This is a genomic window from Brevibacterium salitolerans (assembly GCF_039531405.1).
Lineage (GTDB): Bacteria > Actinomycetota > Actinomycetes > Actinomycetales > Brevibacteriaceae > Brevibacterium > Brevibacterium salitolerans.
This window is the reverse complement of sequence record NZ_BAAAPZ010000002.1, coordinates 308292-326577: the sequence shown is the minus strand read 5'-3', so window position 1 is coordinate 326577 and position 18286 is coordinate 308292. Positions and strand designations below refer to the sequence as shown.

General features: G+C 65.7%; 22 protein-coding genes and 1 pseudogene. 11 read left to right on the top strand and 12 right to left on the bottom strand.

The features are described from left to right. Positions 1-187 precede the first annotated feature (187 nt). The 5 genes from ABD240_RS02455 to ABD240_RS02435 all read right to left on the bottom strand — a co-directional run bounded on the left by ABD240_RS02455 (position 188) and on the right by ABD240_RS02435 (position 4031). Positions 188-754, bottom strand: a complete 567-nt coding sequence (locus ABD240_RS02455; protein ID WP_344334825.1) for a hypothetical protein — start codon at positions 752-754, stop codon at positions 188-190. Further along, positions 751-1413, bottom strand: a complete 663-nt coding sequence (locus ABD240_RS02450; RefSeq protein WP_344334823.1) for a hypothetical protein — start codon at positions 1411-1413, stop codon at positions 751-753. Before ABD240_RS02450 ends, ABD240_RS02455 begins: the two co-directional genes overlap by 4 nt. A gap of 5 nt (positions 1414-1418) precedes the next feature. Next, entirely contained in the window at positions 1419-2060 is a 642-nt protein-coding gene (locus ABD240_RS02445) for a LysE family translocator (protein WP_344334821.1), read from the bottom strand. Between the two features lie 61 nt (positions 2061-2121). Then, positions 2122-2601 (bottom strand): MarR family winged helix-turn-helix transcriptional regulator, encoded by a 480-nt coding sequence (locus ABD240_RS02440; protein WP_344334819.1) that lies wholly within the window; start codon positions 2599-2601, stop codon positions 2122-2124. Between the two features lie 548 nt (positions 2602-3149). Continuing rightward, a complete protein-coding gene (locus tag ABD240_RS02435; protein ID WP_344334818.1) occupies positions 3150-4031 on the bottom strand; it encodes a LysR family transcriptional regulator in 882 nt (293 codons plus the stop codon). Between the two features lie 118 nt (positions 4032-4149). Here ABD240_RS02435 and ABD240_RS02430 point away from each other — a divergent pair, with 118 nt between their 5' ends. From ABD240_RS02430 to ABD240_RS02415, 5 genes and pseudogenes are all read left to right on the top strand, one after another. Further along, positions 4150-5313 (top strand): MFS transporter, encoded by a 1164-nt coding sequence (locus tag ABD240_RS02430; RefSeq protein WP_344334817.1) that lies wholly within the window; start codon positions 4150-4152, stop codon positions 5311-5313. Continuing rightward, the gene (locus ABD240_RS02425; protein WP_344334815.1) at positions 5310-6644 is read left to right on the top strand and encodes an FAD-binding oxidoreductase; all 1335 of its coding nucleotides are present in this window, start codon (positions 5310-5312) and stop codon (positions 6642-6644) included. The genes ABD240_RS02430 and ABD240_RS02425 overlap by 4 nt, the downstream gene beginning before the upstream one ends. 242 nt (positions 6645-6886) lie before the next feature. Further along, a pseudogene (locus ABD240_RS17080) lies at positions 6887-7042 on the top strand (PrgI family protein); the annotation flags it as partial. A 121-nt stretch (positions 7043-7163) separates the two neighbouring features. After that, the gene (locus ABD240_RS02420; protein ID WP_344334813.1) at positions 7164-7526 is read left to right on the top strand and encodes a DNA cytosine methyltransferase; all 363 of its coding nucleotides are present in this window, start codon (positions 7164-7166) and stop codon (positions 7524-7526) included. 891 nt (positions 7527-8417) lie between these two features. Next, on the top strand, positions 8418-9065 hold the full coding sequence (locus ABD240_RS02415; protein ID WP_344334811.1) for a GNAT family N-acetyltransferase: 648 nt from the start codon (positions 8418-8420) through the stop codon (positions 9063-9065). A 437-nt stretch (positions 9066-9502) separates the two neighbouring features. Here ABD240_RS02415 and ABD240_RS02410 read toward each other — a convergent pair whose 3' ends face one another. Further along, complete coding sequence (locus ABD240_RS02410; protein ID WP_344334810.1) at positions 9503-10162, bottom strand: TetR/AcrR family transcriptional regulator; 660 nt, start codon at positions 10160-10162, stop codon at positions 9503-9505. Positions 10163-10211: 49 nt separating this feature from the next. On the opposite strand from ABD240_RS02410, the gene ABD240_RS02405 reads away from it, so the two are divergent. From ABD240_RS02405 to ABD240_RS02395, 3 genes are read left to right on the top strand one after another with little or no spacing between them, the layout of a single operon-like run. Then, positions 10212-10907 carry a DUF998 domain-containing protein gene (locus ABD240_RS02405; RefSeq protein ID WP_344334809.1) on the top strand — a complete coding sequence of 232 codons (696 nt, stop codon included), beginning with the start codon at positions 10212-10214 and terminating at the stop codon, positions 10905-10907. After that, positions 10904-11167, top strand: coding sequence for a DUF1905 domain-containing protein (locus tag ABD240_RS02400; RefSeq protein ID WP_344334808.1), 264 nt, complete (start codon positions 10904-10906; stop codon positions 11165-11167). The genes ABD240_RS02405 and ABD240_RS02400 overlap by 4 nt, the downstream gene beginning before the upstream one ends. A gap of 12 nt (positions 11168-11179) precedes the next feature. Continuing rightward, a complete protein-coding gene (locus ABD240_RS02395; RefSeq protein ID WP_344334807.1) occupies positions 11180-11641 on the top strand; it encodes a P-loop nucleotide/nucleoside kinase family protein in 462 nt (153 codons plus the stop codon). Here the strand turns inward: ABD240_RS02395 and ABD240_RS02390 are convergent. The 4 genes from ABD240_RS02390 to ABD240_RS02375 are packed head-to-tail and all read right to left on the bottom strand — an operon-like array spanning position 11581 to position 14174. Next, entirely contained in the window at positions 11581-12219 is a 639-nt protein-coding gene (locus tag ABD240_RS02390) for a sensor domain-containing protein (protein WP_344334806.1), read from the bottom strand. The genes ABD240_RS02395 and ABD240_RS02390 overlap by 61 nt on opposite strands. Positions 12220-12271: 52 nt before the next feature. Next, positions 12272-13069, bottom strand: coding sequence for an ABC transporter permease subunit (locus tag ABD240_RS02385; RefSeq protein WP_344334805.1), 798 nt, complete (start codon positions 13067-13069; stop codon positions 12272-12274). Then, positions 13066-13812, bottom strand: coding sequence for an ABC transporter ATP-binding protein (locus tag ABD240_RS02380; RefSeq protein ID WP_070638026.1), 747 nt, complete (start codon positions 13810-13812; stop codon positions 13066-13068). Before ABD240_RS02380 ends, ABD240_RS02385 begins: the two co-directional genes overlap by 4 nt. After that, positions 13809-14174: a hypothetical protein gene (locus ABD240_RS02375; RefSeq protein WP_344334803.1), complete on the bottom strand. Its 366-nt coding sequence runs from the start codon at positions 14172-14174 to the stop codon at positions 13809-13811. The genes ABD240_RS02380 and ABD240_RS02375 overlap by 4 nt, the downstream gene beginning before the upstream one ends. A gap of 76 nt (positions 14175-14250) precedes the next feature. On the opposite strand from ABD240_RS02375, the gene ABD240_RS02370 reads away from it, so the two are divergent. Both ABD240_RS02370 and ABD240_RS02365 read left to right on the top strand, forming a co-directional pair. Further along, on the top strand, positions 14251-14823 hold the full coding sequence (locus ABD240_RS02370) for a helix-turn-helix domain-containing protein (RefSeq protein WP_168165730.1): 573 nt from the start codon (positions 14251-14253) through the stop codon (positions 14821-14823). A gap of 24 nt (positions 14824-14847) precedes the next feature. Then, positions 14848-16050: an MFS transporter gene (locus ABD240_RS02365; protein WP_344334800.1), complete on the top strand. Its 1203-nt coding sequence runs from the start codon at positions 14848-14850 to the stop codon at positions 16048-16050. 74 nt (positions 16051-16124) lie between these two features. Here ABD240_RS02365 and def read toward each other — a convergent pair whose 3' ends face one another. Both def and ABD240_RS02355 read right to left on the bottom strand, forming a co-directional pair. Then, positions 16125-16685, bottom strand: a complete 561-nt coding sequence (def, locus tag ABD240_RS02360; protein WP_070638034.1) for a peptide deformylase — start codon at positions 16683-16685, stop codon at positions 16125-16127. Between the two features lie 60 nt (positions 16686-16745). Beyond that, positions 16746-17354, bottom strand: coding sequence for a helix-turn-helix domain-containing protein (locus ABD240_RS02355; protein WP_344334799.1), 609 nt, complete (start codon positions 17352-17354; stop codon positions 16746-16748). A gap of 81 nt (positions 17355-17435) precedes the next feature. Between ABD240_RS02355 and ABD240_RS02350 the strand changes: the two genes are divergently transcribed. Continuing rightward, positions 17436-18245 (top strand): DUF3626 domain-containing protein, encoded by an 810-nt coding sequence (locus tag ABD240_RS02350; protein WP_344334797.1) that lies wholly within the window; start codon positions 17436-17438, stop codon positions 18243-18245. Positions 18246-18286 lie beyond the last annotated feature (41 nt).

Here is an 18286-nt window from a genome sequence, read left to right as displayed (position 1 = left end):
CCAATAGGCCACTGCAAGCTCAGAAGCGCCTAAGGGGTGTCCTTCGCGGGGTCACTGAGATACCGAGCGAGGGCATCAAGCCGCGCCAGGCCGAGGTTTCGGTCTGTCAATGAGGCTGTCGCTCGGAATGCTCCGCTAGCCGCCGCTAATCCGGATGAAATATCAGACATCATCGACACGCCCATGCTCATGTGGCTTCTGGTGTCGGGATGCTGTCGGTGAGCAGGTGCGCGAGCAGCAGTTTGATGACGAGCAGCGGCGCGATCCAGGCCAGCGCGTCCTCCGTCGACTCGGTGACGATGGTCCACGTGATCAGCGCGGCGGCGCAGGCGAAAGCCACCGGCCGACGGAGCACGAGCGGCGTCGAGGTGATCAGCAGCGCAGATACGACCAGGCCCAGGTAGAGGACCGTGCTTGCCCACCAGGTCTGTGCGGGGAAGAATACGGCGACGACGAACGGGTGCACGTGCGCTGCGACGAACAGCACGGAGCGCCGTCGCCAGTGCGGGCCGTGATGGAAGCGTCGTGCCGCTGCCCGTGTGGCGTTGACGACGACACCGCCGGCGATGTCGAATCCGAGGACGGCGAGGACGAGCACGTGCGCGGCCCCGTATCCGGAGATGAGTCCGCCTGCTGTCGCGGCCGCAGCTCCGATCAGGGCGGCACCGTATCCGAGCGCGAGCTCCGGCCTCGTCGCGTCCGGCGCGACGAGCAGCGCGTTGACTCGCCCGAGCGCGGAGAGTCTGTCGTTCATGATGCGTGGGGTCCTTCGTCGTGGGTCGAGCATTCGGTTCTCCGGTGGTTCAACCACTCTTGAAGCTCCGTCTCGGAGCGGACGGCGTCCTGGATGACGGCTTCATAGATCAGATATCCGGGGACGGGTTCATTGCCTGTGCCGCATGTGCGGCCCGAACGCTTGAGGGCGAGGATGGCGGTGCGGGATTCGTCGGTCACGAGTGGTGCGAAGCGGCGGAGGTGCTCGAGGTCGGGTTGGCGTTCGGGCTCGTCGACGAACCACAGATCCGCGGTCCACAGCTTCTCTCGCGGCGACATGATCTCCAGCCCCAGGTAGTAGCCGTCCGGGTATCGCGGGTCGGTGTTCCATCGGCCGGTGTCGTCCCGGATCGTGACCTGCCGCACGTCTTCGTGCGTGGCGAGCTCCGCTCCCAGAGAGGTGATGCGTCCGATGGTCTCCTCGTTCAGCGCCACGCACGAGGTGGTGATGTCTAGGTCTCGCCGATCGATCACGCCCAGTCCGGCGGCGCCGACCACGACCGGAGCGCCGAGGCTCTCCAGCCGATGCCACAGGCCGAGGCGCTCGCACATCGCGCGTGCCTCCTGGTCGAGCCGCCTCGCCCGTTCCAGCAGATGCTCATCCTGGTGATCCGCCGCCGCTCTAGCCTTTCCGCGCATGTCCGTCAGCTCTTTGCGGGGACGAGGGCGAGGGTTGCGCCCATGCCGACGAGCATCCCGCCGCCGGTCGCGCGCATCGTCGACAGCCGGCGCGGCGAGGTCGCGAACCACCGACGTGCAGCGGAGGCCACCAGCGCCCAGCACGCATCACAGGCGAACGCGATCGCCGTGAACACGAGCCCCAGGATCGCCATCTGCACCGCGATGGAACCGTTCTCCGGGCTGACGAACTGCGGCAGCACCGCCACGAAGAACACGATCGTCTTCGGATTCGTCACGCCGACGATGAATCCCTCCCGCAGCACGCGCCAGGAGGACACCGTGCTCCGCCCGGCGGCGGCCATCTCCTCGGTGTCCACGCGCCGATGCCGGATCGCCTGCAGACCCAGATACACGAGATACCCCGCCCCCAACAGTTTGACCACCAGGAACACCATCGCGGACTGCGCGACGACGGCACCGAGCCCCACCGACACCAGGAGAACAAGCGGCAGACCGCCGAGCTCGTTCCCAAGCACACTCATCAGCCCACCCCGGCGGCCCAGCGCCAGGGAACGGCCGATGACGAACAGTACGCTCGGTCCCGGCACCACGATCAGGACGAACGACATTACCGCGAACGCTACAAGCGCGTGCATATCCGGCATCTACTTCTCCTCTACCTCTCCTCGCCCCGCGCGACTGCTTCGATGCGGCGGGGCTGTCATCTCACGGGCCAAACGTCCCGGGGTCCGCTGCCACTCGCCGAGTGTGTTCTTCCGCACTGTTCGCCATCGCGGACAGGAGCCGTTCGAAGGCGAGGATCTGCTCGGCGTCGAACTCCTCCAGAAGCCGGTGCCCATCCTGCACGAGGGGTCCGTACACCCTCCAGAGGATTTCCTGCCCCTCCGGAGTCAACTCGACCAAGACCTTCCGACGGTCCGCCGGCGCCGGCCCACGACGCACGAACCCGCGACGGGACAGGCGATCGACCAGCGTGGTCGTCGCCGCAGGCCGCAGCCCAATAGCCTTCGCCAACTCGCCCGAGGACATTGCGCCGTCCGTCAGCCAGTCCAGACACCGCAGCTCCGTCGCCCCAAGGTCCAACGCGCGACCCACCGCGTCGTCGAAGCTCTGCGTCACCCGCTGATACCGCTGGACAGCGGCACCGAACGCCTCCTCGGCCTCTTCCCGCCGCGACGAGCCCACCCTCGCCCTCCTTTGACCAACGAATCTTTCGACGATTGTATCATGCGGGTGGTGGGTGCAGGCGTGAAGAAGCAGTCTCGTTCGCTTGGCGCACCGAGTCGTTGGCGAAGCGGGCGGACGTCCCGGCGATTCACATAGACGGACACCAGCGCTGAACGACTGTCGGGTCATGAGTCTGCTCGCCGGAGGTTCATTGTGACCAGGCGGGTGCTGACGTCGAATGCGATTAGCAATGTGCTCGCGGCGGTGAACAACCATCGGAACGACGTAAGGTAGTTCGCTGATCAGTTCCGTCATCGCGCGCATCCTGTTCCGTACCTTCGTCCTCGTCCACCGCGCTGCCCGATCTACGATGTCGGCGGCATACGAGCTTTTCGACGCCAGAGACAGTACTCGTTGACACAACCTCGGGCGGGTCACCGGGCCGCTCGTTTCCAGGACCAGCGATTCTGAATGAGGGCTGCGTGTCTCACCTGGCTCTCGTCTTCGCAGTGTGGCCAAAGGGGTTCGTTCCCCGGTGGGATTCTGATCAGGACTCAGAACGTCGTCTACCGTCGCTCCGGCAATGAGTGCTCGATTATGCTGAGAAACCGGTCCGTTGGAGGGCTGGGTGGCCGGTTGGCGGCGTACACCATCACGAGTTCGCGACCGATCTCGGGCTCAGTGTTCACCGTCCGCAGGTGGGGGTGGCCAACCATCGTTTCGGGGGGAACCAGGGCGACCCCGATGCCGTGTTCGACGGCGCTCAGCAGGTCCCCGATGGTGTCGGCTTCGAAGATGCTCCGCCGATAGAGGCCCGCTTCCTCGCAGGCGACGTCGATCCGTGCGCGAAGCGCAGAGTCGGAGCGATACTCAGCGAACTGACGGTCAGCAAGGTCACTCAGGCGAACTCGTCGGAGGCGGGCGAGCGGGTCGCGATGGTTGACGGCGAGCACGAGAGACTGCGCGACCAGGGGCCGCTCGTGCAGGTGGGCTCTCTCGAAGGGACGATCGACTACTGCGATGTCGAGGTCTCCGGAAACCACGCTGTGGATAAGACTCGATACCGCGTCGTGATGGACGCGCAGGCGGACTTCAGGATGGTGTTTGTTGAAATCCGCGAGCCATCGCGTCAACGGGATGCCGCCGAGCGCCTGAATAGTCCCGACGCGGAGCCGACCCCGAAGCACACCGCGTACAGCGGTTACCGCATCCTGCCCGTCACGGGCAGCCTCGAGAGATCGGCGGGCCGCGGGCAGGAGTGCGCGGCCTGCCTCGGTGAGCTCGACCTTACGGCTGGAACGAACCAGCAGTTCGGTACCGAGTTCGCGTTCCAGCGCGGCGATCGAACTGGACAGACTCGACTGCGCCAGGTGCACCTTCGCCGCGGCGCGCGTGAAGTGCCGTTCGTCGGCCACGGCGACGAAGTGCTCCAGTTGCCGAAGCTCCATGAATCGATGGTACCGATGATATCGATTGAACCAATCCGTTGGACAGATTGATGCGCGGGCCGAGAGTGTGGGGTTCATGGGAGAACGGCGAGCTGAGGGGCCCTCAGGCTTCTGGGCGGTGGCTGCCGCGCTGACGGTCACGATGGTCGGCACGACGCTGCCGACACCTCTGTATCCAGCGCTGCAACGTCGTCTCGGCTTTGACGACCTCACGATCACCGTGCTGTTCGCGATATACGCCGGCGGCGTCCTGCTCGCGCTGGTGTTCCTCGGTCGCGTATCGGACCTGATCGGTCCCCGCCCTGTGCTCATGGCCGGCCTGGGAGCCGCTGCGTTCTCGGCCTTGGCTTTCCTCAGCGGCACAGGATTGACCGGGCTGCTCATCGGCCGTTTACTCTCGGGCCTGTCGGCTGGGATGGTCACCGGCACAGCAACCGTGGCGTTAGCGGAACTCGCACCGCCCGACCGGCACGGTCGCGCGACGTTGGTCGCCACCGCGTCCAACACCCTGGGACTGGCATGCGGACCGCTGTTGAGCGGGCTACTCGCCGCACTCGGGCTCTTTCCGCTCGTGGCCCCGTTCATGGTGCACCTCGCGCTGGTCATCGTCGTGGGCGCCGGCTTGTGGCTGGCGCCGGAACTGACGTCGCCGAGGCCGATGCCCACGCGGGCACGTTCTCGGTTCCACATCGACTGGCCGACGTTGCCCCGTGAGGTACGGCCTGTATTCCCCGCGGTGGCGGTGGGGATGTTCGCGTGCTTCGCGATGCTCGGACTGGTGGCCGCCGTCGAGCCCGCATTCCTCACCCGGCTGCTGAATGTGACCAACCCATTGCTGTCCGGGGGCGTTGTGTTTGCGATGTTTGCTGGGTCCGCTCTGAGCCAGGTCGCGACCCGACGCCTACGTGCGGCGTCGGCGCTCGTGGCCGGATGCGCGATCGTGCTCGTCGCGGTCTTCGGATTCGCCACTGCGTTGTTCATCGGCTCAGCCGCGCTGATCGTGTTCAGCACCATCGTCATCGGTATCGGCCAAGGGCTGGCGTTCCGGGCAGCTGTGGCGATCAGCAGCGCGCGTTCACCCAGCGACGAGCGCAGCGGAACCATGTCCAGCTTCTTCCTCGTCGTCTACCTCGGCATCTCGGTACCGGTCGTCGCTGCAGGCTACGCCGCCGACGCCACCGGCCTGCGCACCGCCGGTATCGGCTTCACCGCGGCCGTCGCGGCGCTCCTTCTTACCGCCCTCATCACCACGACCCGCGCACGCATAGGAGAGATCCAATGAAACTTGACGACATCCACGGGTACATCTATCGGCCCGGCGACCCACAGTGGCCGTCCTGCTATCAGACCGCAGTCCGTGCCGAACCTGACCTGCTCATCGAAGCCGAAGACGCCGCCGACGTGCAGCGTGCGGTCGCCTACGCCGCCGAGAACGAGCTGCCCATCGCTGCACGCAACACCGGGCACGGTGCCACGTCCTTCACCGGCGGTGTCCTGATCAGTACCCGACGACTCCAGCGTGTGGACATCGACCCGCACGCACGGCTAGCTCGAGTAGGCGGTGGAACAACCTGGGACGCGGTCGTGCACGAGGCCGCACGCTACGGCCTGGCCCCACTTAGTGGCAGCGCACCAACGGTCGGCGTCGCCGGATACAGCCTCGGCGGCGGCATCGGACCGCTCACCCGACAGTACGGATACGCAGCCGATCACATCACCGGACTCGACGTAATCACCGCCGACAGCCGACCCCGGCACGTGAGCGCCGACAACCACGCAGACCTGTATTGGACGATGCGCGGTGGTGGTGGCAGCTTCGGCGTCGTCACCGCGTTGCAGTTCCGACTCTTTCCCGTCGACCAGGTTCTTGCCGGCGCACTGAGCTTCGACCCTGAGCGATTCCCTGAGATCGTCAGCCGTTACCGGGAGTGGACCACCGTCGTGCCCGACCAACTCACATCCTCACTGTCGCTCATGACCTTCCCCGACCTTCCGACTCTGCCGGAACGCATCCGAGGCAAGCGGACCCTGCGCCTCTTCGTCACCTGCACCGACCCCCGGACATGCATCTCCGCGATTGACGCACTACGCACCTGGGGACCGGTCGAGGACACCATCTACCCGATGCCCTACGCCGAGTGCAGCCAGGTATTCGCCGAGCCGGCAACCCCGCACGGCTATCAAGGTGATGCCGTGACTACCGCGGCACTGGACCCCACAGCGGCCGCCACCGTCAAGGAACGCATCGATGCCGAGACCGAGAACTGCGTGTTCCTCCAGCTTCATCACCTCGGCGGTGCTGCCGCGCGTCAGCCAGAGCATGAAAACGCGATCGGCCACCGCGACGCGACTTACGTCGTCCGGGTAACCACGCCGGTCGCCCGGCAGGTACCCGGGGACCTCGCGTCCAAACAGTCCGCCCTGATCCAGGGCCTCGCGCACGGGGCGACCAGTCGAGCACTGAACTTCCTGTTCGGAGACAATACCGCCGAGCTGAGCACTAGTGCCTGCTACGAACCCGAGACCTACCAGCGCCTTGTCAACGTCAAGCGCCGCTACGACCCAGCTAACCTCATCCGACTCGGGCGTGCCATATCTGTCAATGCGCGCTGAAAGTACGCCCTTCTCTAAGATGCGTCGAATCGGAGCTGGTGCCACATGAAACGGCATCGGCGGCCTGCGGTTGCCCATGGCAAGGCCTGGCAGTCGCCTTGTACAGGTCATGGAGGTATGTCTGACGCTCCGCGCTGCAGGGGCAAGGGCCAGGGCACGTGCCCGGACGGGATGCCCTTCGTGCAGACAACGAGAGTCCAACAGCCGGTAGGCGCGGTTACGACTGGGTGTATGTGGCCGTCGGCGTACTGCGCTACACCGGGCTGATCGCGCTGACCGCCCCGACCCCGGAAGAGCTCGACACCGCCGTCGCCGCGATGGAGCAGGCCACGATCCAAGCCTCCTGCGAGACCCGCCTGCTGGTGGCTCTGAGACGAGCCGAAAACGACGACGCGGCAGGAGCCGGGGCGGTTCGGGCGAAGTCGGAAGCAGGAGGCGACCCGAGCACCTGGCAGGTGACCAGCCCGGTCAAGGAGTCGCAGGACGACGGCCGGGGTTCACCGATCTGCCGAAGTCCTCATGCGCGAGCCGAACGACGAGAACGTCAACCGTCCGTTGCGGGTCGGGTCGCTGTTCTCCGGCTACGGCGGACTCGACCTCGCCGTCGAGGAAGTCTTCGACGCGCGCACCGTGTGGTTCTCCGAGATCAACGAGCCCGTCGCCCGCATCTTTGCCCACCACTGGCCCGATGCGCGGAACCTCGGAGACATCACCACCATCGACTGGCACACCGTCGAGCCCGTGGACATCTTGTGCGGTGGGTTCCCCTGTCAGGACGTCTTTTCGGTCGGGAAGATGGCAGGCCTCGCACCCGGCACCCGATCCGGCCTCTGGGCGCACATGGCGACAGCGGCCGAGGTGTTGCAACCGACTACCTGGTAATCGAGAACGTCCGCGGGCTGCTCTCTGCCTCCGCGATCCGCACGCCCCTGGAAGGAGACGACGATGAGCGATGCAACCCCAAGCGCGCAACCCCCGAAGGTGCGGTTTGGAACCCGACCCGTGGAGTCTGGGAGACCAGCCAGCCCGACCTATACGGGCACTTGGCGCCGTACTCGGAGACCTGGCTGACCTCCGGTACGACTCGAGCTGGATCGGCCTACCCGCTTCCGCCGTTGGCGCGCCGCATCCCCGGTTCCGCATCTTCATCCTCGCCGGGCGCGCTGTTCCGATCCCCACTCGCCTCCGACCCAGCACGGGGCGGCGAGACTCTGGACCAGGTGAAGGCACGGCGCGGCACGATGGCGCTCAGTCATCGGGTGATCGATCTCGTGACCCGGCGCGGACGGCAGCCGTCCCCGGAGACACTGTTCGCGCTGATCGAGGAGTTCTTCGACGCTGGGGACGCTACGCCGAAGCTATCGCCCGATGGGAACGAATCACCGGCCGGCCGATCCGCCCCAGCTCCCGCCATCCTGAACCAAGATGCCGGTCCGCGCGCCGCGCCCGCGTTCGTGGAATGGCTCATGGGACTCGACCAGGGGTGGGTGACCGATCCGAGTATGGGGCTGAGCCATGCTCAGCAGCTCACCGCTCTCGGCAACGGCGTCCTTCCCCGTCAGACTGCACAGGCGCTGGCAGAACTCGTCCCCCTTACGACGAGGCGCCATCTCTTGCCGAGACCGTAAAGGTCGCTATTAACCGCCCGCGTGGAGTGCCCGAGCAGCAGAGGAGCCCTCGCGGATGATCAGGTGTTCTGGCAGCACGTCGGTCAGTTGCAGGACCGGCTTGACGCTCAGGATTTTGCCGCGACGACCTATATAACCGCTCTTCATGACCATCCCAAGCGATTCGAGAGCATCGTTTGGGACGTCGCTTCGACGCTCCTACAAGACGGCTGCTGCTCGCCGAAACCTTATAGCAGAGACCGCAGTGCCCCGTCCAGGAGCATCGTGGAAACTCTCAGTTATGAACTCAGATGTGCAAACACGCCTCCATGTCACGGTAGCGAGCGATGCGGACCGGGATGTGCTCGAACGCCTGTGGGTTATGTTCAGTCACGATCTCTCCCAGTACAACCACGCGCTACCCGACCACGACGGGCGGTTCCGCCAAGAAAGGCTTGACGCCGCCCTCGGCGGCGAGACAGGTTGGGTCGCCCGACTGATCCATCTCGGCGGTTCACCTGTGGGCTTCGCCGTGCTACGAGCACTGGACAACTCGCCCCACGTCATCAACAGCTTCTTCCTCGTCCACGGGGCCCGGCGACGAGGCATTGGAACGCTCACCGTCAAGTGCATTGTGGAGGAGTTTCCTGGACGCTGGTCCGTCGCTTTCCAGGACACCAATGAGCCTGCGGCAGCGTTCTGGCAGCGCGTGTGCAACTCGATCGACCCCGCCGCTATGAAAGAGCATCGTCCAGTGCCAGGTCGCCCCGAGCTCCGACCGGACACGTGGATCGAGTTCACTGTCAGGGGGTGAGCCAGTATCGACCGCGACTCTGCTACAGCACCTCCGGGCAGGAAATCCACCAGACCGGTGCTCCGACCTGGAGCCTCGGTGGCGAGGGTGGTACGGACTGCACGCCAGTTCGGGTATTGACGTCATTCAACCAAGGTCGATCCCTGACTGCTAGCTCACATCCGCGGTGATTGGATGTCCGCTCGTGTGTGAGGGCTCGGAGTGCGGGTTCTGCACGGGGGCGGTCGAGCTTCTGACCGACGTCGTCGGTATCCGGGCTGAGTGGATCGATGCTCGTTATGACGCAGTGGTCTCACTGAGCTGCGATCACACGCTTCTCGCCCATGCCGCCCCGATCTCAGACATGTCGGAGTAGTCGGCGATCGTGTTCGGACTCGCTTGGCGGCAAACGACAACCTCTCAAGCTCAAGCGCCCGAAGTGGGTGGACTGGGCCTGGCTACTTTCCCGTCGCACTATACGCATCGAGGAACGCTTGGACGGCGGTGACCACGAAGAGTTCCCGCTCGTTGTCGGACGGCAATTCGCTGGGGATGAACAGTGCCCGGTCCTGGGCGGGGGCAAGCACGAGGTAGGCGAAGTGCGCAGCCGCGACCCGAAGGTCACGCACAGCGAGAAGTCCCGCGTCGGCGTACGGTTCGAGGCTGTCCCTGATAACGTCGATGCCCCCGGCCGGCGCTTGCTCGTAGTATCGCCGGGCGAGATCGGGGAACTGCTCGGTCTCGGCGATGATGAGTCGACGCAGCGACAACACTTGCGTGCTCAGGACTGCATCGAGATACACGCGCGCCACGGTGCACAGCCGTGCCTCGAGTTCGTCGCGCGTCGTCGCGGGTGTGTCGCCGAACGCGGCCGTCAGCGCGGAGATCACCGCCTGGGCATTGGCGGTAACCCCTTCGATGATCTCCCGGAACAGGCGTTCCTTGTCGGTGAACTGCTTGTAGACGGTCTGCTTCGACACGCCCGCCTGCGAGGCCAGCTCGTCCATGCTCGTGCCGCGGAACCCGTTTCGCAAGAATAGCTCCGTAGCGGTGCTCAGGATCGCCTGGCGCTTCTCGGCGGTGCGCCCCGGGCCGTGTTCTTCTCTCGCTCCGCTCATGTCAGAATGGTACTGGACAGTCTAGTTCTGTGTCATCTACCATGATGACATGTCACGAGATCCGTCCGTCTTCGATCGCAGTGCCGCAGTCACTCGGAGCCTTCTCGGTTGGGGCGTCGTCGCCGGCCCGTTCTACGTCGTGGTGGGCCTCGTCCTCGGGCTCACTAGGCCCGGCTTCGACTTCACCCGGCACGCGCTGAGTCTGCTGGCGCTCGGAGAGCACGGATGGATGCAGCGCGTCAACCTGGTCCTCACGGGGCTCATGGTCCTCGCCGCTGCCTACGGCACCCTTCGCGCGCTCCGTTCCGGCCGCGGACTCGCGATCGGTGTCCTGACCGGTGCCTACGGGCTGTGCCTCGTTCTCAGCGCGGTGTTCCTCCCGGACCCGTCGGCAGGGTTCCCGCCGGGGCAGACGGGCGACCAGGGCACGACCGCCGGTATCCTCCATCTGCTGTTCGGTGGTATCGGTTTCGTCTGTCTCGCAGCGGCCGCGTTCGCCTATGCGAGATGGGCTTCGGCACGCGGCGAGATGCGTCAGTCGCGACTCGGCTTCTGGTGCGCGATCGTCGTCCTCGGAGGCTTCATCGGCGGGGCGGCCCTGGCGCGGGCACCCATCGGGGTCCTGCTGTTGTGGGTGTGCGTGCTCGCCGGTTGGCTCTGGCTCGCCCTGGCGTCCGCACGCCTGTATGCGCTGGTCCCGCATCCTGTGATCGCCGAGCGAGATGAAGCTCAGGGGGCGTCATGACTGTCTTTCGAACCGTTCTCGAAGCCACGGGCGGCAACAACGTCGGCATCGTCGTCCCGGAGGACATCGTGCTCGCCTTCGAGCGCGGCAAGCGTGTCCCCGTTCGCGTGACGATCGACGGCGATTACACGTACAGCACCACAGTGGGAGTGATGCGAGGGCGCTACCTCGTCTCGTTCAACGCCGAAACACGCAAGCGAACAGGACGCGGAGCTGGCGACGAGGTCGAAGTGGAACTGACCGTCGACCCGAAACGATAGGAGGGCGCGCTCATGAGCAGGGTCATCTTCATGTGCGGCCCGGCCGGTTCGGGGAAGTCGACCGTCGCCCGCCAGCTCGAAGAGGGCGGCATGGCGCGGCTGTCCTTCGACCAGGAGGCATGGCATCGCGGCATCCGGTCGATGCCATTGCCGACAGATCTCCATCGGCAGATCGAGGCCGAGCTCCGCGCCCGCTTGACCGCGCTCGTCGCCACGGGCACGGATGTCGTCCTGGACTTCTCGTTCTGGTCGCGGCGGGAACGCGAGAAGTGGCGCAGCCTGGTCAGGCCGCTCGGCGTGGAGCCAGAGACGATCTACCTCGCCACACCGCGCGAGGTCGCGCTGGAGAGAGTGGGCGCCCGCCGGACCGACGAGGCAGACGCATATCAGCTCGACTCCGATCTCGTGGCCGCCTACTTCGACAACTTCGAACCGCCGACCCCGGACGAGGGCCCGCTGACCGTCATCTCGTGAACCGGCAGCGCGCTCAGCGTCAGCCGTCCGTGGGCGGTAGCGAGGACGGTCGCGAGCAGCCAGAGGATGATGCCGAGCACGAGCTGGATGCCACCGAGTCCCGCCGCGGTGCTCCAACTGGTCACCGGTTCGCCCAGGAACTGGACATGGTCGGCGAGCATGGGCGTCCACCACAGCGCGCCGGCGAGGATCGTGACGAGGACGATGCCGACACCGCCGAGGGCCAGCAGGCCCAGGAGGATGCCGAAGACTGCCTGCATGACAAGCCAGCCCAGTTCCCGCCGGGTCCTGGGATCTTGGACCTGACGACGAAGTACACCCCAGCCACTGCCTTCGTGGGGCGAGTGCTGCTCGGGGGCCGCTCGTCCCAGCAGCCGTGCGGCGGCACTCTGATGCCATGTGGCCCAGGCGTGCAGTGCGCGTAGCGCGGCGGGGAGGAGCACGAGGCCGATGCCGAGCAGGCACAGCAGCGCGCAGAGCAGCAGCACCGGCAGGAACACGAGGCTGACCAGCCCGGTGAACAGGTTCAGCAGGGCGTAGGCGCTTCGGCGGCCGAAGCCCCCGATCTGTCTGTTCATTCGATGATTCTCCGTTCGTTCGAGATGAGAGGTGTCGGGCTTTCGGCCGTGCTCAGGCGATGTCTCGCCGTAGCGGGAGGACGAAGGCGATAGCTGCGGCGACGGCCGCATACACGAAGAGCACGAGCGCGCCGACCCACGGGCTGAGGATGCTCGGCCCAGACAAGTGCAGCTGGGCGCTCATGGCGTCGGTGAGGAAGGTGAAACCGACCAGGCTCGCTGTCGCCCCGCCGGGCAGCAGCGGGTAGGCGGTGTTGATTCCGGGGATGAGCATGATCATCGGCTCGATGAGGTAGAACCAGCCCAGCACGATCCCGGCAGCGAGCAGGAGGTTGCGGGTGATGGCTCCGACCGCGACGCCGATGGCCGTGTAAGCGACGGCGGCGAGGGCGACACCGGCGAGATCGCGGGCGAGATCGGCCGGTGCGAGTCCGAGCGGCGTCCCGCTGATGCCGGCATGGAGCAGCAGCACGGCTCCCGTCGACGCCGCCAGGAGGATGCCGTAGCCGAGACCGGCGAATGCGTAGACGAGCAGTTTCGCGACGAGAACTGTTCCGCGTCGGGGGGCGGTGATGAAGGTGGTGACGATGGTCCGGTGCTGATACTCGCCAGCGACGGCGAAGACGCCCAGCAGAGCGGGCAGGAACAGCGTCAGCCCGGTGATCCCGAGCACGATCTGCACCCCTTCTGGCGTGTCCAGGCCGGGCATGGGAGGAGTGGCGTTCTCCGGCCCCACGATCGAGATCACCGCGGGGAAGAAGGCACCGGCCGCCAGCGCAATCACGGCCGCCCATGCGGGGATCCTGGTTCCGAACAGCCGGCGCAACTCGCCGGTGATCACGCGTTTCATCGGCGCACCTCTCCTTCGCCTCCGGTTCGGCTCCCGGTCGATGTCAGCGTCAGGAAGACGTCTTCGAGAGAGCGCTGCCCGCCGTCGGTCAGATCGCCGAGTGAGCCGCGCCTGATGGTTCGTCCCCGGTCGATCAGGATGACGTCGTCGACGATCTGCTCGACCTCGGACAGGACGTGACTGGCCAGCAGCACGGCCCCTCCCCGATCCGCGAAATCCCGCAAGAACCCGCGCAGCCACGCGATTCCCGCGGGGTCGAGCCCGTTGGCCGGTTCATCGAGAATCAGGATGCTTGGGTCCCCGAGCAGCGCGGTGGCCACCGACAGGCGCTGCCGCATACCGAGGGAGAACGTTCTGACGCGCCGCCGAGCGAACGCGTCGGTCCCCAGGAGTGCCGAGACGGTCTCCACGCGCTCGTCGTCATGCCCGCCGAGGGCCGCGTGGACTCGGAGGTGCTGCCGGGCCGTCAGTGAGGGCTGCAGGCCGCCACCGTCGATGACAGCACCCACCCGGGCGGTCGGGTCCGGTAAGTCCACGTACCGGCTGCCGCCGATGACCGCCGTGCCCTCGTCCGGACGGATGAGTCCCAGCAACATGCGAAGCGTCGTGCTCTTCCCGGCACCGTTCGGCCCCAACAGGCCCGTGACCCGGCCATGGGTCACAGTGAGCGAGATCCCCTCCACGGCAGACACCGAGCCGAAGCGCTTCGTGAGCCGATCCGCCTCGACGGCAACGCCGTTCACGCCCTGGCTCCTACGGCCAGGAGAGCCGCCACCTCGTGCGCGTCGGGCGCGCTCACCAACACCTCGGAGAACCCCTCAGCGCCGCCGGGAGCGCACGACAGTCTCAGCGTCGGCATGCCTCGGCGCATCGCAAGCAGACGACGGGTCCCATCGAGGCCCACCCAGATGCCGACCTTGAGCGTCCCGGACACGACCACCCCTCCGTGACGCAACCCCAGACCCCTGGTCACCCATTCGTCGGAGGCCGTGACCGCGAAAAGCGCCGACCTCTGGACGGTCAGCGCAGGACGGCGTGTCGCCATCGCCTCCCATCCGCTCATCCGGATGGTGACGTACTGCGCCTGGACGTCGATCGTGGCCATGTTGCCTCCCTCGTTCTCGCCCTCTAGTGTTCTCTATATTGCAACTATTCGCAAGTTTGCGACTGATAGGAGTTGGATGAGTGGTGAGTTGAACTCATTCGAAGCGCTGTTCCATCCGGTACGACTGCGCATCTTGCAGGCAGTGGCCTCTCGAAGAGTCACAGTCTCAGAGCTGGCGGCTCTCGTCGAAGGAGTCGCCGCCACGACGGTGTACCGACATGTGAATACGCTCATCGCCAGCGGCGTGCTCACGGTCATACCAAAGCGCTCTCGCCACGGTTCACCCCAACGCGAACTCGCTCTCTCGGAGGACGGCGCGCGTCCTCCTGACATCAACACGATCCATCCTTCGCCCACTCACGAGAGCCAGCGGGCGTTCGTGGTGTTCCTTGCGCGTTTAGCCTCCGAGTTCGACCGCCTTATCGAATCCACGAAGGGGTCCGTTACACCGGACTTCGGTTACAGCCAGACCTTGCTGTACGTCACCGATGAGGACCTTCGGCACATTCGGGAATGCCTCCGTGAGCTTCTGAGACCTCACCTTCGACCGCGAACCGGGCGAGAGGCACGAACGACTCTGGGAATGGTGCTGATACCGGACGATGGGCCGGCGAGCCGCATGGAAGCGCCCGATGCTGCAACACACTGACGAGTCACGAGTACCGAGCCCTCCATGGGCATCGACATGACGAACGGCTATCCGAAAAGCCTGCAAGCCTGGCTCGCCGCATCCTTCGGGCTAGAACTCGGGTTGGCGGTTCTCGCGTTCGCGATGACGTGGACGGCGTCGGCCTATGGCCCTGACACTGCATCCGCGGTGCTCACGCTGACTGTGGCTCCGGCCGTGGTGCTCGGGCTGCTGGGCGGATTGCTCGCCGATCGAGTCGGACCGCGCAGAACGATGATCGTCAGCAGCCTGGGGCTGGTCGCCATTTCCGCGATCCTGGCGGCCGTGGCGTGGAGCAGCGGAACGTCTCCTGCGTTGCTGTTCGTCATCGCGGCATCGATGGGAACCGCGTCCGCTTTCTTCCGCCCAGCCTCTGCCGTGTTCGCGCGGCTGTTCGTCGCTGACCGTGAGCTGGGCACGGCGATGGCTCGCGTGGGAATGGCAGGTCAGCTGGCGCGCACCATAGGCCCGCCGCTCGGCGGATTCCTGATCGGCATGCTGACGCTTGCCGGAGTGGCCTGGATCGGGGCTGCGGGTGCAGCGGTGATGCTGTGCGTCCTTCTGTTGATCCGCGTCCCCCGTCGGGTTCAGCCGTCAGATGTTCGACTCGGCGTCCGCGGCATTCTCGATGCGATGAGCGCCGTGCGATCGAGAAAGGACGTTCCGGCGCTTCTCGCGTCAGTGGCGATCATTGCGGGTGCGGTCATCCCCGTCGTCGCCCTCGGCATCCCTCTCGCCGCGCGGGAGCGAGGATGGTCGGCGGGCGAGGCGGGTCTGATCGAGGCCGGGTGGATCGCAGGCGGGCTCGTCTGCACGGCGTGGTTCGGTTGGAAGGGAACGCTGACCAACGCCTGGAAGCCCATGTTCGTCGGCCCGATCATCATCGCCTTGGGCCTCGGTCTGCTCGCGATCGCACCGAGGTTGGAGGTCGCGGTGTCGTCCACGGTCCTCGTCGGCGCGGGCGTCGTCCTGTTCACTGCTCACGCGTTCCCGACATACCTGCTCCTGGCACCGGCCACTATGTTGTCGCGGTTTCAGAGTCTGCTGCTGTTTGTACAGCAAGCTCCGCAGCTCGTCGTGGCGCCGCTGGTCGGATTCGCCGGGGAGGCTTTCGGCATGGGGGCCGTCATCGGGGCGTTCGGTGCGCTCGCGCTCCCAGCATCGCTTCTCGTGGCCTCGAATCGGAGTCTGCGGGACTTCCGGCTGTAAGGACTGCCGCATGGACGACGCCCGGCGAGACCCGATGCTTGCCGAGCGCCTCGCAGCGGGTACGAGGAGATGGCCTACGCGGGCCAGGTGCGGGGGTATCGCTTGGCGATCTTCTTATGCTGGCGGTGGATGTCGCGGCGCTCAGCCGGCGTGAGATGGTCTTCCATCACGATGCCATTGATGTGGTCGGTCTCGTGCTGCAGGCACCGTGCGAGGGTTCCGGTTCCGGCGACCTTGATGGGCTCACCGAACTGGTTATAGCCGTGGCATACGGCAAAACCGGGGCGAGAGACCGGCAGGTATGCGCCGGGAAGCGAGAGGCACCCCTCTCCAAGGATTTCTTCTTCCGGCTCTGCGGCGAGCGCGATCGTGGGGTTGCAGACGAGGCCCCGGCGCTCACGGCCAAAGGCGTCGTGGCATTCGTAGACGAACACGGCAAGGTCCACGCCGATCTGCGGTGCAGCCAGACCGGCGCCGTCCGCGGCGGTGTTCGTGGCGAACATGTCGCAGAGCAGGTTCCACAGATCGGGGCCGAAGTCTGTGACCCGTCTGGCCGGCCGATGTAGCACATCGTCTTCGCCCCACCGGACGATCGGACGGGCCGAGCCCAGAGACATGAGCTGTTCCAGAGGCATATCGAGTGGCTCCTCTTCATCTCGGGTAGTCGCCATTCTCATGGCGGCAACCGTGGTGCGTCAGTCGTCCTGGCTTGTACTTTCCGGGATAAGGAGCGTCGCCAGGCTGACTCTATGTTCGTCAAGACCGCCGCGCGAGCGGAGATAGGGTTCGAGAACGGTCCTGAGCTGCTCCTGGACGTCGCCGAGATCGTCTTCAGTCAGGTGCAGGATGGTTTGCCCGTAACCGAACAGCGGCATCGCCGCTTCATCGTCGCGTGCGATGAAACGGTCGAACTCGGCCGCCTGATGAGCAAGGAACACGGTGAACGCCTGCCGATGCTGCTCCTCGGACATCTGCGCGGCGTCCTCGGCGTTCATCTGTGCCGCATCTTCGACGAGCGCGAGCGTGCGCTCCACCGCCCCACGCACCCGTCGTTCGGACACGATCGTCAACACCCCGGCATCCAGGAGGGTGTTGACATGCCGATAGACAGTTGCAGCAGCGACATCTTCGAAGAGTCCGGCAAGCTCCGCGGTGGTCATGGTCCGTCCTGTCATCGCTTGCAGAATCCGCAACCTCAGCGGGTGCAGGATCAGTTCGAGCGTCGACGCTTGGGCCGCCATACGACGGACAGATGAGCCAGACTGGCCGGCTACGGGGTCACGAGTTTCGCGGTTTGCCATCATGTTCCCACGGTTCGCAGACTAGCGATTAGTTGCATAGTCGATAATATTAGCGAGTCGACCCAATCGAAGCAAGGAAGATGCATGACCACGCCCGACGCGGATCCTGGCAGCGCCCCGGGCGGTCTCGCCCGACGAGTGGCCCGCGTGACGTTGCAGTTCCATCCCGACTGGCCGTATCGCGACGGTCTGGTCATCGAGTCGATGGTGCACGATGGCAGGTATCGGTCGCAGTTCGAGACCGGTACAAGCAACGGTGGGTTGACCGCGCATCCGGGTGGTGATCGATTCCGGTGGGAGAGCCGGCTCTTCGCGGGGCAATACGACAGCCTCCCCGCTCACACGCGGCCGGTCTACGGTGCCTGGAACAGGAGGGGAGACCTCTATGGCGGTTCGCCGAGGTTCGGGTCCGCATATTTCCGCCTCACGCCAGAAACGGCAGCCTGGTCGACCTTCTGCTTCCCCGACAGCGTCCACGACCCCACCGAAGTGGGCGGGGAGGCCGAACTGCCACGGCTCGTGCAACTCGCCGACCAGGGAGGTCAGGACTATCTCGATGACTACATCGAAGCCCACGTCCACAGGCCCGTGTTCTTCGCCACGCATGTCGAGGCGCTCGTACTCGACCTCTGCCATCGCGACGGAGTCGTTCGCGAGTACGCAGAGCAGCTCGGCTGCCCTATCGAGTTCCATCACGGATTCCGCGTCGACACCGCTTGGTTGGACCGAGACTACCGAGGCGAGGAGCCAGTACGGCTCACCCAGAGCCTGGCGCGCACGTTGACGCCCGATCGCCTTGCTGAGGCCGCACGCAGCGGCAAGCAGGATCCGCAGACCGTGAAGTACGCGTGGCACCTGCTCGCACGCTTCGGGCGAAAGGGCAGTGAACGTTGAGAGCGCTGACGCTCGTTCGGATCGCACTACGAGGATTAGAA